We start from the raw sequence: 16587 nt of genomic DNA, 5'->3' as shown, positions 1-16587 counted from the left end.
AGCGCATAGAGCCTGTCATGTATGCGGCTTCATGAACCTTCGCGGCAACGGCCCCAGCCGGAACCCTCCGGCAGCCGCATGTGGCATACGCCCGCCGTCACTGACGACAAGCGCCGCCTCGCCTCGCAATCAGCCGACGAAATCCGAATCCGCGCGCCGTCGCGTGCCGCGCGCCGCCGCCGGCGCTACAATCCCGCGGCTGCGTGTCGATAGCGAGAGTATGGTTTGACGGAATTCGAACAGGGCTTCATTCTCACCCGCCACTGGCGGGATACGGCGAAGGGCACCGAGGTCGAGTTCTGGCTGGCGACCGAGCGCGGCCCGCGCCGGGTCCGCTTGCGCACGCAGGAATCGGTTGCGTTCATCCCCGCCGAGCAACAGGAACAGGCCGAACGCGCGCTGAACGGCGACACCGACGCCGTGCTGCGCCCCCTCCCGCTGCGCGACTTCCGTCGACGCCCGGTCGTCGGCCTCTATTGCCGGCGATACCGCCATCTCGCCGCCCTGAAGAAGCGCCTGAACCAGTCGGGCGTCGACGTCTACGAATCCGACGTCCTTCCGCCGGAGCGCTATATGATGGAGCGCTTCATCACCGCGCCGGTCCGATTCCGCGGCGTGCCGGACAGCGACGGCACATTGCTCGACGGCGAGCTGAAAACCGGCAGCGACTATCGCCCGACACTGCGATGCGTGTCGCTCGACATCGAAACGAGCGCCCGGAGCGAGCTCTACTCGATCGCGCTCGAGGGATGCGGACAGCGGCAGGTCTTCATGCTCGGCCCGGCCAACGGCGATGGCAATGGCGATGGCGATGGCGATGGCAACGGCAACGGCAACGGCAACGGCAACGGCAACGGCAACGTCGATTTTCTGCTGGAATACTGCGAAAGCCGGCCCGCGCTGATCGAGCGGCTGAACGACTGGCTCGCGCGGCACGATCCCGACGTGATCATCGGCTGGAATCTCGTGCAATTCGACCTGCGCGTGCTGCATGCGCACGCCGAGCAGTATCGGGTTCCGCTGCGGCTCGGACGCGGCGGCAGCGTGCTCGACTGGCGGGCGCACGGCCAGCAGCCCGATCATTTCTTCGCGGCGGCGGCCGGGCGGCTCGTGATCGACGGCATCGACGCGCTGAAATCCGCGACCTGGACCTTCCCGTCATTCAGTCTCGAATATGTCGCGCAATCGCTGCTCGGCGAAGGAAAGGCGATCGACAACCCATACCAGCGCATGGACGAAATCCAGCGCCGGTTCGATCACGACAAGCCCGCGCTCGCACGCTACAACCTGAAGGACTGCGAGCTCGTCACGCGCATTTTCGAGAAAGCGGATCTGCTGCCGTTCATGCTCGAACGCGCGAGCGTCACCGGGCTGCCGGCGGACCGCATCGGCGGATCGGTCGCGGCGTTCACGCATCTGTACTTGCCGAAGATGCACCGGCTGGGCTACGTCGCGCCGAATCTCGGCGACGTGACCGGGCAAACGAGTCCCGGCGGCTTCGTGATGGATTCGCGGCCCGGACTCTACGATTCGGTCCTCGTGCTCGACTACAAGAGCCTGTATCCGTCGATCATCCGCAGTTTCCTGATCGATCCGGTCGGGCTCATCGAGGGCATCAGCCTTCCCGACGACAGCGAATCGGTGCCCGGCTTTCTCGGCGCCCGCTTCTCGCGCAGCCGCCATTGCCTGCCGGACATCGTGCGTCGCGTCTGGGAAGGCCGCGAACTCGCGAAGCGCCAGCACAATCAGCCGCTGTCGCAGGCCCTGAAAATCATCATGAACGCGTTCTACGGCGTGCTTGGCTCGTCCGGATGCCGGTTCTTCGATCCGAGGCTCGCGTCGTCGATCACGATGCGCGGCCACGAGATCATGCACGAGACGCGCAAGCTCATCGAGGCGCAGGGTTACGACGTCATCTACGGCGACACCGACTCGACGTTCGTCTGGCTGAAACGCCCGCACGCCAGCGACGAAGCCGATCGCATCGGCCGCGCGCTCGTCGGCCACATCAATCGCTGGTGGCGGACGCATCTGCAGGCCCGATTCGGACTAGACAGCGCCCTCGAGATCCAATACGAGCGGCACTACCACCGGTTCCTGATGCCGACCATCCGCGGCGCGGAAGAAGGCAGCAAGAAGCGCTACGCCGGTCTCACCATTGCACCGGACGGCGGCGAGGGACTCGTGTTCAAGGGCCTCGAGACCGTGCGGACCGACTGGACTCCGTTGGCCCAGCAGTTCCAGCGGGAGCTATACCGACGGGTCTTCAAGCGAGAGCCGTACCATGACTTCATTCGGGAATACGTGCGCCGCACGCTCGCCGGCGAATTCGATGCGTTGCTGATCTATCGGAAACGACTGCGCCGGCCACTGGGCGATTACCAGCGCAACGTCCCGCCGCATGTCCGCGCCGCGCGCGTCGCCGACGCATTCAATCGCGAACAGGGACGCCCACTCCAGTACCAGCATGGCGGATGGATCAGCTACGTGATGACGGCGGCGGGTCCCGAGCCGCTCGAGACGCTGCGTACGCCGATCGATTACACGTTCTACGTGAGCCGCCAGTTGCAGCCCGTCGCCGACGCGATTCTTCCGTTTCTGCGCGATGATTTCGAATCGGTGATCTCGGGGCAGGGGCGGTTGTTCTAGCGGCCGGACCGTCACGCAGCATGGAGCGTGCGCTTGTCCGGTTCGCGGCACGCTATCGGCGTTGGGGCTTTCGGAAAAGTCGTCTTCGGCACGCCATGAAGCGCCCAATCAGACATCTTCTCCGAGGTTCGCCGGTTCCACTCGTCTCAAAACAGATGTCCTTGGACGATGAAACGCTTGAAGAAGTCGTTCTTGGAAAAGACCGTCGACAGACCACTCCTGACCCGCATCCGGCGTGCCGTATCGCACCAGTTCCGATCTCGAGATCGATGCCCTCCTCGTAAGCGGCCGTTCATCGCATGCGGCACGACGTCGCTCGCGCACGTCCGCCTACATCGATGACCTTCCGCCGCGTGATGTCCGCTTCGCCCCGAGACCGACCGTTATCGTCGTCACGCGGGCAAGGACCGTCCAAGGCGGACGACAGCTTTTCGTCAGGCAGCCAGCCCGGCGCTCATGATCGTCGGCACATCATGCAACGTAGCGCGCGACGCTGACGAATTGACACAGGCTGCCCGCCAGAACGAAAAGATGCCAGATGCCATGTCCGTGGCGGATGCGCTCATCGTTGATGAAGAAATAGATGCCGGCGCTGTAGATGACGCCGCCAGCCACGAGCCAGGCGGTGCCCTCTGCCGGTAACGCATGGATCAGCGGTCGGATGGCGACGAGCGCGAGCCATCCCATCAGGACATACAGCGTCATCGACACGATGCGGGTGCGCCGCCCGAGCGTGAGTTCCTGCGCGATGCCCAGAGCGGCGAGCCCCCAACTGACGCCGAATAGCGACCAGCCCCACGGTCCGCGCAACGTGACGAGCGTAAACGGGGTATAGCTGCCGGCGATCAGCAGGTAGATCGCCGAATGATCGCATTTCTGCAGAATGGCTTTCAGGCGCGGGCTGCGCACGCTGTGGTAAAGCGTCGAGATCGCATAGAGCACGCACAGCATCGCACCGTACACGCTGAAGCTCACGACCTTGTATGCGTCGCCGTCGAGCGCGCCCATCGTCACGAGCGTCACCAGCCCCACCACGGACAGCACGGCACCAATGAGATGGGTAATGCTGTTGAAACGCTCACCGACATGCACGACGCTATCCTCCCGCACGGATTCAACAAGGTATGCCATCGACATGATACCGGGCCGGAACCGACAATGAGTTTTCTCCCGTAGACAACGCGCGGCAGTATTTCGCCTCGCTCGCCAGTGGCCAGGGGGATCGGCGGCGATTCGGAACCCGCCGCCGCGATTGCCCCGGCAAGTCTCCCGCCGCACTCCCGCATGGATTCGGCATTCGTTGCAACGACGCCCAGTCGAACCGTTTTCGCTCGATTTCCCGCGAGGAGCGACAGGTTGTCGCGCAATCGCCTGTTTTACATGCCGCATCTGCGGACCAGCACTCCGTTCATCATCGCGAGACGCCTCATGTGACGCATCTCGCTTGCCGGACCGCGGTATCCCGCTTCACTCATCGTTACATTCACGATGCAGACGCGCCATGGGTATCGCCGTCATACCTGGATTCACCCGTGCCGATCACCACGGAGACCGCCTATCCCGCGGGCTGTAGCAAGCAGCTCGGCGACCAGTTGTCCCGCGACGGCGGCGGCGTGAAGCTCGGCGAGCGCGGCGGCAATACAGCCGAATTCGACGCGACGAAGCCGGCCGCCAGCAAGGTGTGACTCAAGCCGAACCCCTACGGTGCGCTCAGCATCGTCGACAGCAACCGAGCTTCCCCGCGCCGGACACGTCCGGCGCGGGATCTCGTGCGTGTCTACGGTTATGCCCTCGGTGTTCGCCGTTGGCGGCCATCGCGTCAAGCGATGAGCCGCATTTTTTGCGCGTCATCGGACACCGCGCCGTTTCGCGCTTCAAATCAATTTCACCATTCGTTCGCCGGCCAGTTCGCCAGACATCCTCCGCTCATTCGAAAATCCAGATCACCTGAATTGACAAACACGCCTTCATGGATCAATTGAATGTTCATAAAGATACCATTAACAATTGAAATGAATATCCAATGATATAAAACACGGCCGCCGTTATTTGTCTGCAAACGCACCGGAAGTTCCGCTCGAACCGCATCGCACGCAGCGCCACTCCGCGATCGAATCGCCAGACGCTCACCCGGCGCATGCCGCCGGCTCAATGTCACCGACGCGCCCAACGCACCGCACAAGATCATTTCAAGTTCCTCACCAACACCTGACTCGATTCAAGTCGACACAATGAAAAATCAATTTATTGGTAATTATCTTGTAAATATTAATTTAACCTCCTAGCATGCCCTTGCAGTTCGCAGAACCTCTCATGTTTAGTGCTTGCTCTTAATACGTTTTCAATAATTGCGCATTCATTATCTGGAGGACTACATGAAGAAACTATCTTGCCTGCTGTCCGTCACGGCGATTTCCCTGGCCAGTCTCAGCGCGTTTGCGCACGCCGGCGACCAACAGGACGCAGTCGATCGGGCGCTGCAACTGATCCAGCAAAACCCGGTCGCTTTCAATCTGGCCGCCGGCAGCGCCGCGCGCACGCTGAAGTTCGCGGCCGCGCCGACGAGCGCGCCGGTGGAGGGCGACCAGTTCCAGGTGCGCGACGTGATCGTCGACCCCGACGGCACCGAGCACGTGCGCTTCGACCGCTTCTACGCGGGTTTGCCCGTGATCGGCGGCGACGTCGTCGTTCACTCGAGTCAGGGGCAACTGAAACAGGCGAACCTGACCCAGCCCACGCCGATCAATCTCGCCGGCAAGATCGGCAAGGTCGGCGACCGCTTCGTGGTGCGCAACGCGCCCGACGTGGGCGTGGACGCGGCCCGGCGCGTCGCGTCCGCGCGCTTCGGCACGGACGTGCGCCGCGTCGAGGACGCGGATCTCGTCGTGTTCGCGCGCGACGTCGCGCCGACGCTCGCCTACGCGGTGCGCGTATACGGCAAGGCGACCGACGCGCACGGCGAAGCCGTGCTCTACTACGTCGACGCGCGCACGGGCAACGTGCTCGATGCGCAGGACCTGATCAAGACCGCCTCCGCGACCGGCACCGGCCGTTCGCTGTACTACGGCAACCTGTCGCTGACGACCGACCAGACCGGCACGAACGCGTACCGGATGCTCGATCCGACCCGCGGCAGCGGCTCGGTGTACGACGGCCGCGGCCTGACCTCGGACGACATCGAGCGGGCCCCGGATCTGCCGATCTTCACGAGCAGCACGAACGTGTGGGGCAACAACACGACCAGCGACCGGCAGACCGTCGCCGCCGACATCGACTACGGCCTCGCGCTGACCTGGGACTACTACAAGACCACGCACAACCGCAACGGCATCTTCAACGACGGCCGCGGCGTGAAGAGCTACGCCCACGTGGTATTCAACACCGGCAGCGGCACGACCGGCGCGAACGCGGCATGGCTGTCGTCGCGCGTGATGGTGTACGGCGACGGCGAGCCGGGCAGCCGCCTGCCGAAGCCCGTCGTGTCGATCGACGTGGCCGGGCACGAGATGAGCCACGGCGTAACCGAAGCCACCGCGAACCTGAACTATTCGGGCGACGCGGGCGGTCTTAACGAGTCGACGTCCGACATTTTCGGCACGCTCGTCAAGTTCTACGCGGACAACCCGAACGATCCGGGCAACTACGTGATCGGCGCGCGCGTGACGAGCGGCGGCCTGCGCAAGATGTACAAGCAGGATCTCGACGGCCGGTCATACAGTTGCTATCCGTCCGGCGGCTTCTCGTGGTTCAATCCGCGCCACGATCCGCACTACTCGTCGGGCGTCGGCAACCGCTTCTTCTACCTGCTGTCGGAAGGTCCGGTCGCACCGGCGACCGACACCGGACTGTCGAAGAGCCAGCTCGTCTGCAACGGCGACACCAGCTTCAGCGGCCTCGGCCGCGACAAAGCCGGCAAGATCTGGTACCGGACACTGACCGTGTACCTGACCACCAACTCCAGCTACCCGAATGCAAGGCGCGCGTCGATCCAGGCGGCGAATGACCTGTACGGCGCGAATTCGGTTGAGAGCACAACGGTCGCGCGCGCGTGGAGCGCCGCTGGAGTGAACTGACGGCGCTGCGCTCGCGCGTCGAGGGCCCTGCCGATCGCGATGATCACGCGGCCGTACTTCGATCCGGACGACACCAAGCCGATCGAGATCGAGCGCCGGCTGGGCCTGGGAAGGGTAATCGTCGATCAGCCGCTTGTGATTGCAAGCGGCTGATCGAAGGGCATTTCATCAGTGCGGTGGGACTGCGTGCTCGCGACAGTCGTGGAGGTACGCTCGTTCATGAAGCCGGCTGAGTTCCCCTTCACCCCTATTGACGCCGGCGGCTGCCGTATGGGCCAACCCTTTCCGACGACTCATGCCTAAAGCACCAGATACCACGTCAGCATGGCGGCCCACAGCGTGATGACGACGAGCAATATCCGCTCGCCATGCCGCAGCAGACGCTGCAAACCAGTGGGCGAGCGATCCTTCGCGTGCAGCGGCGGCTCCGGCTCGAGCTGAAACGGCACGCCCGCGTCGAGCGCGGAACGATCGGCGGGCGCATGCGCGTCGGCACCGGCGTCGGCCGACTGCCGTTCGTCGTCCAGCCGGACCGCGAACCCCATGAACTTCAGGCCCTGGCGCGGCAGCGTCTTGATGAGCGCGCCGCTGAGCTGATGCTCCTCCAGGCGGCTCCTGAGCGACCGCACGAGCTGATGGTAGCTGCTGTCGGTCACGATGACGCCCTTGTCGCCCCAAACGTGCTTGATGACTTCCGCTTTCGCGATCATGCCGGAGAGCACCATTTCCAGAAGCTCCGACTCGTTGGCGGTCAGTTCGGTTTCCCGGCCGGCGTGCGACAAGCTCATGTGGTAGCTATCGAATATCACGCGATCTTCTATCAGATATCTCGTCATCATCTCGTACACGGCATACCGTACCGTTGCATACATGCGAATGGCTTTGCGGGAGGGCCGGCAGCGGAAAGCCGGCGTGCGGAATCGGAACGCGCTCGGCCCGAAGCGCAGAACAAATTCGTGTCCGAATAATCGATGCATGCATTCTGGGACTGTCGACGGTCCGCATAAATCGGATGCGTCTTAAATATGCCGAAACGTGAACCGTGCGTCCCTTTGCGCAAGCGCGTCCGATTCGGTCACCGAAACGCGCAAACGGCGCGCCCCCGGCGAGCGGCCGTCACGCCGCGCGCCCGTTCGGGCGCGGCGAAGCGGGGTTTTCGCGCATGATGCGGCGGTGTCGATATCGACATCGGCCGGACGGGAAAACGAAGCGAAAAAAGCAGAAGGCAGTGAATGCGACGGGATGCCGCCGTGTCCGACGGCACCCCCGTGTGCGGCGGCGAAGCGCATCGCCGCACGGCGCGTGCTCGCCCGGCGCGCGCCGCGTCCGGTTCGCGCGTATCGAACATCGCGCCGCGGACGCCGCGCACGTCAACGCAGCGCCAGCAGCTCGCGCACGCGCGCCGCGCGGACGCCCGAGGCCGCGACGTTCAATGCTGCGACATCGCGAAAATGCCGACCGGACGCCAGCGATTCCGCCACACCGGCGCTCGTCGCGCGCGCCCACTCCGCGTCGTGACCGGCCGGCGCGGCGCTGGCCGCGCGTCGCGCGTCTCTCAACGTGCGCTGTGCGGTTTCACACGCGCTTTCGACGTGCCTGATCGCATGCATGGCCCGGCGCAGCGACGCGTGCAGCGCATCCTGATCGTCGACGCTCCACTGCGACGGCTCGATGACGCCCGGTAACGCGCCGAGCGCCGGCCGCTGCGGCTGCCCAGCCGGAAAGCGCACGCCGCCGCCCCGGATGCGCAGCCCCTCTTCGAGCGACGACCATTTCGATTCGGAGACGGAAAAGCGAATCCGCTCGTGCGCATCCAGCCTGACGTCGAGGCCGAGCGCGGCCAGGCCTTGCTTCAGCCGAGCCGCCAGATCGCGCGCGGCGAGATTCGCGTCGACGTAGACCGTCGCCGACCGGGCGCCCGCGGCGCTCGGGTAGAACGTGAGCGTCTCGCCTTCCGCGCGCCGTCCATCGCGTCCGTTGAGACCGCGCACCACGAAGCTGCGTTGCGCGGCGCCTGCATCGCCCGCTTCGAGCAGGTTGTTCAGGCGTCCGCCCGTCGCTCGATGCCGGCGCGCCCACTCCGCCGACACGGCGTCGAGCTTCGCGCGGACGTCGTGATCTGCGCCGCCGGCGAGCCGGGTGCCGAGCGCATCCTTCAGGTCTTTCAGGCGCGCGGCGAAGCGGCCCAGATAATCGAGCACCTGCTGCGAGCCGGACGCTTGCGCGTTCAGCCGCTGCCGAACGGCAAACGCGTCGCGCCGCGCCTTCGACGCGCCGACGGCCGCGTCGGCATGCCCGCTTCGCGACGCATCTCGTTCAGTATCGGCAATCGGGCGCATACGCGTGAAGCGGGCATCGGCCGGCGCGGTCTCGGTCCGCCGGTTGGCGCCGCCGCCCGGGCGTTGGCCGGCGGGCGGGGCAATCATTCGAACGTCCATCGATCGTCACCCGCGTCACAGCACATTGAAGAGCGACATCTGGATCACCTGCGCATAGATCTTCTGCGTCGCCTCGAGCGCGACGCGGTAATTCATGTATTCCTCGTAGACCTGCGCGATGTCGGCCTGCCCGACGTCGAGCACCGCCTCCGCGCCCGCCACCTGCGCTTCCTGGTGCATGTCGTCGAACAGCTTGAGCGTGCTGCGCGCATTGCCGGACCGGGCGATCTTCGCATCGACGGCGTTCCTCGTCGCGTCGCTCGCGTCCAGCGCCGCGACGAGCACCGCGCGCACGGCGTCGTCGTTCGGATCGGCGCCCGGCGTGTTCATCGTCTCGATCGCATGTTCGAGCTTGTTGAGCAGGTCCGCCATTTCCTTCATGTTGTCGTTGGCGACTTCGGTCATGCCGTCGCCGACGATCACTTCCTGCTGCCTGTCGTTGCCCGCATACGTGTATCGCGACCCGACCGGCTTGGTCTCATCGTATTGAATCGGCTGCGTCTTGATCGCCGTGCCCGAGAACAGGTAATTTCCTTCGCCGTCCTTCGCGTTCGCCGTCGAGACGAGACTGCGCCGCAGCGTTTCGAGCGTCTGCGCAATCGCGGGCAGATCCTGCGGCGGCTTGCTGCCGTCCGACGCCCAGAGCAGCAAATCGTGCACGTCGCCGAGCCCCGTGCCGAGCCCCGTCATCCTGCTCTCCGCGAGCTGGAGCCGGCTCGTCAGCTTGCCGATGTTGTCGCGATATTGCTCGCGCGCGCCGTCCTGCTGGATCAGCAACGCGAGGCGGACCGAACCGATCACGTCGTCGGACGTGCGGAGAATCCGCTGGCGAGTCGCCATGCGGACCATCGCGTCGGCGATCTGCGACTGCGCGCGCTGCGACACGCCGATCATGATCGAATGATATTGGTTGCTCGTCACCCGCATGGCGTTCCTCCTTCCGTCAGATCGATTTCAGCGTGGTCTCGAACAGCTCGTTCGCCACGGAGATCACTTTCATGTTCGCGCTGTACATTTCCTTGAAGCGCAGGATGTTCATCGCCTCTTCGTCCTTGTCGACGCCGCTCACCGACTGCCAATCGCGCTCGGCCTGCAAGCGCGTCGCGTCCGCGGTTTCCAGCAGTTGCTTGTTCTCCCGGCTGGCCGAGCCGATCTTCGCCATCATCACCGCGGTCGCGTTCTCGAGCGACACCGTGCCCAGGCCCGGCACGTCGATCTTGCTATGGCTCAGCTCGATCAGCGCGAGCAGATTCGCGTTGTCGCCCGGATTGTCCGGGTCGCCGGAGAACGCGAGATCGTCCGGCTTGAGCGTCTTGTCGATGCCGAGCATGCCGGTCGACGGGTCATACGTGATCAGCGGCTTGCCGGGCTGGCCGTTCATGTCGTAGCCCTTGCCGAGCTGCGTGTTGACGAGATCGGCCAATTGCGCCCCCAGCGAGCGCAGCGCTTCCATTTGCGGACGCAGCACGTCGTCCTCGACGTCGGACAGCCCGCGCAGCGCGCCGCCGACGCTCGCCGTTCTGACCGGCATCGTCTGATCGCCGAACGTGAGCGACAGGGTCTGGCGGCCCGACGCGTCGTGCTCGACCGCCATCGTCGCCGCCTGATTGCCGAGCACGAGCGGCTGGCCCGTGCCGAGCGACACGTCGACCGTGCCGTTCGGCTGCTGCACGACCCGCACGCCGGCCAGGCCCGACAATTGGTCGACCGCGACGTCGCGTTGATCCAGCAAGCCGGACACGTCGGCGCCCGCCGCCTGCCCCGACATGATCTTCGCGTTCAGCTCCGCGATTGCCGCAGCGCGGCCGTTGATCTCCTCGACCGTCGCGGCGCGCGCCTGCTCGACGCTGCGCAACTGTTCGTTCAGCGTCGAGCGCATGTTGTTGAACTGCTTCGTCATCGAACCGGTGGCGTCCAGCACCGCCTGGCGCAGCACGGACGACCCCGGGTCCGTGCTTGCGGCGTTGAGCGACGCGAAGAAAGCGCCCATCCCCAGATCGTTCGTCTTGCTCTTTCCGTCCGGCAGGCTGATGCTCGTCAGGCGCTCGAGCTGATCGAGATAGGACTGGCTCGCATTATGGCGGCCGAGCTTGCCGTTCGTCGTCCAGAGCTGCTGGGTCTTGTAGCTCTCGTTGAAGCGCAGCGTCGCCGACGTGTCGACACCGCCGTTCGCTCCGCTCGACAGCAGCACGCCTCGACGCGAATAGCCGCTGGTCGCGAGGTTGGAGGTGTTGTCCGCGGTCGCGCGCAGCGACCCGTTCGCCGCGCGCAAGCCGGACATGCCGATATAGATCAGGTTCATCGTGATAAACGCCTTTTGAATGCCCGGACGCGGACATCGCCGCGGCCGGGCCAACAGGTGAACGAAGGTGCGAAAGACAATGCCATTCGGCGACCGGAACGCGCGACGCCTTAAATCGGCGCGCGCGTGCTTGCGCCGGCGCGCGCCGCGGCTCGGTCCGGCGGCGCATCGGGAGCGATCTGCCTCAGGATGAAATCGGCGATGCCGAATGCGCGCCGGGACGCGAGCGACTGCGTGACGGCCGCGTCCACGAAATCCGTCAGACCGCCGTTGACGGGATCGCGCAGCAGGCTGCCTTCCGGGCTGATTTCGCGGATCGACTTGCGCATTTCCCGGATCAGTTGCGCGATGAACAGCGCCTCGAACTGCTCGGCCGCGCCGACGGCCTTGCGTCGCTCGGCCGCGTCGGCGGGCCGGCGCCCACCGGCGCTCGCCGGCTCGGCCGGCGCGACGCGCCCGGCCTCGGCCGCGTCGAACGCGACGGGTGCGTCGAACGCGACGGGCGCGACGGGCGCGACATCGATACTTGCAAACGACATGAAAACTCCCTAGATAACGACTAGTTCGCCATTGAGCGCGCCGGCCTCGTCCAACGCCTGCAGGATCGCCATCACGTCGTCGGGGCCGGCGCCCGTCGCGTTGATCGTGTCGACGATCGTCTGAAGGCTGACGCCCGCGGGCCATCTGAACATCCGGTTGCCGCTCGGCTCGACTTCGACCTTCGACAGCGGCGCCACGGCGGTTTGCCCGCCGGCGAACGCATTCGGCTGGCTGACGAGCGCGCCTTCCGAGATCGTGACCCGCAGCGCGCCGTGGGACACCGCCGCCGGCGCGACCGTCATCCCTTCGCTGATCACGACGGTGCCCGTGCGCGAATTGAACACCACCCGGGGCGCCTCCTTGCCGCTCACCACGTTGATCGCGTTGAGCCTCGCGACGAACGCCACCCGCGCGGTCGGATCGCCAGGCGCCTTCACTTCGACGCTCGTGCCGTCGCGCGCGACGGCAAAGCCCGCGCCGATCACGCGGTTCACCGCGTTGACGATGTTCGTCGCCGTCTGGAAATTGGGGCGCTTCAGGCTCAGCCGCACGTACGGCTTCGCGTCGAAATCGGTGGCGATTTCCTGTTCGATCGTCGCGCCCTGCGGAATGCGGCCGGCCGCGGTCGCGTTGACGGTCACGCTCGAGCCGCTTCGCCCTTGCGCGCTGACGCCCGGCACGACCAGGTTGCCCTGCGCGAGCGCGTAGACGACGCCGTCCGCCGCGCGCAACGGCGTCAGCATCAGCGTGCCGCCGCGCAGGCTTTTCGCGTCGCCGAGCGACGACACCGTCACGTCGATGCGCTGGCCGGCCACGTAGCCGGGCGGAAAATTCGCGCTGACCATCACGGCCGCGACGTTGCGGGAGCGCAGACGTATCCCTTCCGGCAGCGCGATGCCGAACTGCTTGAGCATGTTGGCGACGGATTGCCCGGTATAGCGGATCTGCTGGCCATCCCCGGTCCCGTTGAGGCCGACGACGAGGCCGTAGCCGATCAACTGGTTCTGCCGCACCCCTTCGATGTCGACCAGCGTGCCCAACGCCGCCGCGCGGGCGCCGCACATGGCGGCCAACAGCACGACGGCGCCCGCGGCCCGCCACGTTAGTTGCAGTGATTTCATCATCAGAATGGCATCCACGGACTATTGAAGAAGCGCGTGAGCCAGCCGGCGGCGTTCGAGTCGGACAGCGCGCCCTTGCCCACGTACTTGATGCGGGCGTTCGCGATGCGGCGCGACGACACGCGGTTGTTCGTGTCGATGTCGGCCGGGCGGACGTAGCCCGTCAGTCTCATGATCTCCTCGCCCTGATTCAATGCCAGCACTTTCTCGCCCTTCACCTGCAGCAGGCCGCCCGCCATGACCTGATGGACGACGACGGTGATCTCGCCGCGCAGCGTGTTCTGCTGCGAGCTCGTGCCGCTGCCGTTGAAATCGCGCTTCACGCCGACCGACGAATCGAACGTCAGCGGATTGCCGAACAGCATGCCCGGCTTGAATTCGAAATCTCCTTTCTTGCCGAAGCGCGTGTCCGCGCGCTTGCTCGCCTGCGTCGTTTCCTCGAGGACCACGGTCAAGGTGTCGCCCGGGCGGTAAGCGCGGCCGTCCGACGCAAGCGACCAGGCGGACACCGGATTGAACACGCCGCCCGAGCGGCCGGCCGCCGGCACGGTCGCAAGGGGCGGCAGATCGTCGTCGGAGAAGTCGGGCCGCGGCTGCTCGAGCACCGTGCAGCCGGCGAGCGCAAGGCCTCCGAGCAGCAGCGCAATCAGGAGGACCCGCATCACCGCGCCGCCTGTGCGAGGTACTGCAGCATGCTGTCGGCCGCGCTCAGCACCTTCGTGTTCATCTCGTAGGTTCGCTGCGCGGCGATCATCTCGACCATTTCGTCGACGACCTTCACGTTCGATGCCTCGAGCGAACCCTGCTTGATCTTGCCGAACGCGTCGGTGCCCGGGTCCCCCTCGTTCGGCGGACCGCTCGCGACGGTCTCCATGTAAAGGTTGTCGCCGATCGACAGCAGCCCGGCCGGGTTGACGAAGTCCGCGAGCTGAACCTGCCCGACCTCGGTCAGTTCGCTGCCCCCCGGCGTCTTCACCGCGACGACGCCGCTCTCGCCGATGACGATCTCGGTCGCGTTCTCCGGAATCGCGATCTCGGGCTGCAACGGCAGGCCTTGCGCGTTCGTGAGCAGGCCTTCCGCGTTCTTGGTCAGCTGGCCGGCGCGGGTGTAGCCGGTTTCGCCGTTCGCCAGCTGCACCTGCAGGAAACCCTTGCCGACGATCGCGACGTCGAGCGCTTGTCCGGTGGTCTGCACGCTGCCGTCCGCAAACACCTTCTGCGTGCCGACGAGGCGCGTGCCGGTGCCGAGCTGGACGCCGAGCGGCGTCGCGTTGTTCTGATCGAGCTGCGCGCCGGGCTGGCGCTCGATCCGGTAAAACAGATCCTCGAACACCATCCGGTCGCGCTTGAAGCCGACGGTGTTCGCGTTCGCGAGGTTGTTCGCGATCGCCTGAAGCCTCGCATCCTGCGCCTGAAGGCCGGTCTTGCTAATCCACATTGCCTGATTCATCGTTTTCCTCACTTCAACTGGATGACGGGCGGAGCGGCGAACCGCTCCGCCACGATCCGCGCGATCAGCCGCGGATCAGCCTGTTGCCCGCGTCGGCCATGTCGCCCGCCGCGTTGTACAAACGCATCTGCACCTCGAATGCGCGGTTGAGGGCCATCGTCGAGGTCATCTCGTCGACGGGCGACACGTTGCTGCGCTCGAGATGGCCGCCCAGCACCCTGACGTCGTCGCTCGCCGGCAGCGGCGCGCCGTTGCGCGGGACCAGCAAGCCGATCTCGTTCTTCACCAGCTCGGACGCGTCTGCGTCGACGAGTTCAAGCCGGTCGACCGCCTGGACTTCGGTATCGCCCGCGACGGTAATCGACAACGTGCCGTCCTCGCCGATGCGCACGCTCGTGAATTCCGGCAGCACGACCGGGCCGCCTTCGCCGATCACCGGCCGGCCGTTGACGGTCAGCGCGCCGTCCGAATCGACCTGGAAATTCCCCGCGCGCGTATACGCGTTGCCGCCGTTCGGCCCTTGCACGGTGAAATAGCCGCGGCCCTGGATGGCCGCGTCCAGCTCGCGGTCGGTTTCCTCGACGACGCCCCCGTCCGCGCTCAGCACGTTCGCCTGCAACTCGATCAAGTGACGGCTGTCATAGCCGTAGCCCGCGACCGATCGCGTCCGAGCGGATTCGAGCTCGGCGCGAAAGCCGTCGGTCTGCGCGTTCGCGATGTTGTTCGCATGCACCTCGAGCGCGCGCAGCGCCCGGCCGGCGCCGCTCATGACGGTATAGATCAGCGCATCCATCGCGTTACAGCGCCTGCATCAACGACTGCATCATCTGGTTCTCCGTCGCGATCACCTTCGAATTCGCCTGGTAGTTGCGCTGCGCGGACATCATGTCCACCAGCTCCCGCGTCACGTCCGCGTTCGACATCTCGAGTGACGCCGTCGCAAGCTTGCTGAACATCCCCGAGCCGGGCGTCCCGTAAAGCGGATTGCCGGACGCGGTCGACGCCTTCCACGCGGTGTCGCCTACCGCGGTCAGCCCGTCGGCGCTCGCGAACGCCGCGAGCGCGACCGTGCCCACCGTGCGCTTCTGGCCGTTGCTGTACTGAACGACGACGTTGCCTTTCTCGTCGATCGACGGCTCGCCCGGCGTGCCCGCCGCATAGCCGTTCTGGTTGTTCGTGGTCGTCGAGGAATCGCCGCCGACCTGCATGACGCCGGTGTAGTTGACATTGACGACGAGCGGTCCCGCGCCGGCGGGCGTGCCCAGATCGAGCGCGACCGGCGCGCTCGGCTCCGTGAGCTTGCCGTTTTCGTCGAACTTCAGGGTCTGCTTGACCGGCGCCGCGCCGCCGACCAGCTCGTTGTCCATCGCGTAATACGTGTCGATGTCGGTCGACGGCGCGGGCTGCTTCACGAAATACTGCGTGACGACATGCTTGCGGCCCAGCGAATCGTAGACGGTCGTCGAAATCGAATGGTTGAACGAAGTATCGTCATCCTTATTGAAGTTCGGGTTCTCCGGCACTTTCCAGTCGGCCGACAGGTTCCCCGCATATTCGATGCTGTCGCTCGCCTTCGCCGGCTCGACCGTGTTCGGCACCTGAAGATCGCCGAGCGCCCCGTTCGCCGCATAGCCCTGCACGCGGCGCCCGAAGTTGTCCACCATGTAGCCGTCGGCGGCGCGCTGAAATATGCCGACGCGGGTATACAGCAACGAGCCGTCGGCATCCTTGGTCACGAAAAAGCCGTCCTGCTGGATCGCCGCGTCAAGGCCGCGCCCCGTCTTCAGGATGCTGCCGCCGATGCCGACGTTCTGCGTGATGGAGCCGATGTACGTGCCGTTCGGCTGCGCGCCCGCGACCATCGTCGCGAAATTGGCGCGTCCCGACTTGAAGCCGTAGGTGCCCGTGTTCGCGATGTTGTGGCTGATCGTGTTCAGCTGGTTGTTGACGGCGTTGATGCCGGACAATGCGATGTTGAAGCTCATGGAATCTCCTTCGGAACGTGGAGTGTGAA

15 protein-coding genes are annotated in these 16587 nt (G+C 65.5%); 3 read left to right on the top strand and 12 right to left on the bottom strand.

Annotation, left to right across the window (positions count from 1 at the left end; genetic code table 11):
• Positions 1-225: 225 nt before the first annotated feature.
• Positions 226-2649: a DNA polymerase II gene (locus tag WS62_RS06710; RefSeq protein WP_066569268.1), complete on the top strand. Its 2424-nt coding sequence runs from the start codon at positions 226-228 to the stop codon at positions 2647-2649.
• A 471-nt stretch (positions 2650-3120) separates the two neighbouring features.
• Here the strand turns inward: WS62_RS06710 and trhA are convergent, their stop codons facing one another.
• Positions 3121-3741, bottom strand: coding sequence for a PAQR family membrane homeostasis protein TrhA (gene trhA / locus WS62_RS06705; RefSeq protein WP_066486549.1), 621 nt, complete (start codon positions 3739-3741; stop codon positions 3121-3123).
• A 440-nt stretch (positions 3742-4181) separates the two neighbouring features.
• On the opposite strand from trhA, the gene WS62_RS36060 reads away from it, so the two are divergent.
• Positions 4182-4334, top strand: coding sequence for a hypothetical protein (locus WS62_RS36060; protein ID WP_156440892.1), 153 nt, complete (start codon positions 4182-4184; stop codon positions 4332-4334).
• A gap of 200 nt (positions 4335-4534) precedes the next feature.
• On the opposite strand, the gene WS62_RS36055 is transcribed toward WS62_RS36060, so the two are convergent.
• Positions 4535-4837, bottom strand: coding sequence for a hypothetical protein (locus WS62_RS36055; protein ID WP_156440891.1), 303 nt, complete (start codon positions 4835-4837; stop codon positions 4535-4537).
• A gap of 187 nt (positions 4838-5024) precedes the next feature.
• Between WS62_RS36055 and WS62_RS06700 the strand changes: the two genes are divergently transcribed.
• Positions 5025-6722: a M4 family metallopeptidase gene (locus WS62_RS06700; protein ID WP_066569367.1), complete on the top strand. Its 1698-nt coding sequence runs from the start codon at positions 5025-5027 to the stop codon at positions 6720-6722.
• Between the two features lie 299 nt (positions 6723-7021).
• Here the strand turns inward: WS62_RS06700 and WS62_RS06695 are convergent, their stop codons facing one another.
• The 10 genes from WS62_RS06695 to WS62_RS06650 form a co-directional block, all read right to left on the bottom strand.
• Positions 7022-7699 (bottom strand): winged helix-turn-helix domain-containing protein, encoded by a 678-nt coding sequence (locus WS62_RS06695; RefSeq protein ID WP_231748219.1) that lies wholly within the window; start codon positions 7697-7699, stop codon positions 7022-7024.
• 393 nt (positions 7700-8092) lie between these two features.
• Positions 8093-9148: a hypothetical protein gene (locus tag WS62_RS06690; RefSeq protein WP_066569262.1), complete on the bottom strand. Its 1056-nt coding sequence runs from the start codon at positions 9146-9148 to the stop codon at positions 8093-8095.
• A gap of 27 nt (positions 9149-9175) precedes the next feature.
• Positions 9176-10087, bottom strand: a complete 912-nt coding sequence (locus tag WS62_RS06685) for a flagellin N-terminal helical domain-containing protein (RefSeq protein WP_066569260.1) — start codon at positions 10085-10087, stop codon at positions 9176-9178.
• A gap of 16 nt (positions 10088-10103) precedes the next feature.
• Positions 10104-11462: a flagellar hook-associated protein FlgK gene (gene flgK, locus WS62_RS06680; RefSeq protein WP_066569257.1), complete on the bottom strand. Its 1359-nt coding sequence runs from the start codon at positions 11460-11462 to the stop codon at positions 10104-10106.
• Positions 11463-11572: 110 nt separating this feature from the next.
• On the bottom strand, positions 11573-12001 hold the full coding sequence (locus WS62_RS06675) for a peptidoglycan hydrolase (protein WP_066569256.1): 429 nt from the start codon (positions 11999-12001) through the stop codon (positions 11573-11575).
• 9 nt (positions 12002-12010) lie between these two features.
• The gene (locus WS62_RS06670) at positions 12011-13066 is read right to left on the bottom strand and encodes a flagellar basal body P-ring protein FlgI (protein WP_442855066.1); all 1056 of its coding nucleotides are present in this window, start codon (positions 13064-13066) and stop codon (positions 12011-12013) included.
• Between the two features lie 59 nt (positions 13067-13125).
• Positions 13126-13785, bottom strand: coding sequence for a flagellar basal body L-ring protein FlgH (flgH, locus tag WS62_RS06665; RefSeq protein ID WP_066569254.1), 660 nt, complete (start codon positions 13783-13785; stop codon positions 13126-13128).
• Positions 13785-14573, bottom strand: a complete 789-nt coding sequence (flgG, locus tag WS62_RS06660) for a flagellar basal-body rod protein FlgG (protein ID WP_197422777.1) — start codon at positions 14571-14573, stop codon at positions 13785-13787. Before flgG ends, flgH begins: the two co-directional genes overlap by 1 nt.
• A gap of 64 nt (positions 14574-14637) precedes the next feature.
• Positions 14638-15366, bottom strand: coding sequence for a flagellar basal body rod protein FlgF (locus WS62_RS06655; RefSeq protein WP_066569248.1), 729 nt, complete (start codon positions 15364-15366; stop codon positions 14638-14640).
• A 4-nt stretch (positions 15367-15370) separates the two neighbouring features.
• Positions 15371-16558: a flagellar hook protein FlgE gene (locus WS62_RS06650; RefSeq protein ID WP_066569245.1), complete on the bottom strand. Its 1188-nt coding sequence runs from the start codon at positions 16556-16558 to the stop codon at positions 15371-15373.
• Positions 16559-16587: the final 29 nt, after the last annotated feature.

The organism is Burkholderia sp. ABCPW 14 (genome assembly GCF_001523835.1).
Taxonomy (GTDB): Bacteria; Pseudomonadota; Gammaproteobacteria; order Burkholderiales; family Burkholderiaceae; genus Burkholderia; species Burkholderia mayonis.
Note: the sequence above shows the minus strand (reverse complement) of the source record. Positions and strands in the feature narration are given on the sequence as shown.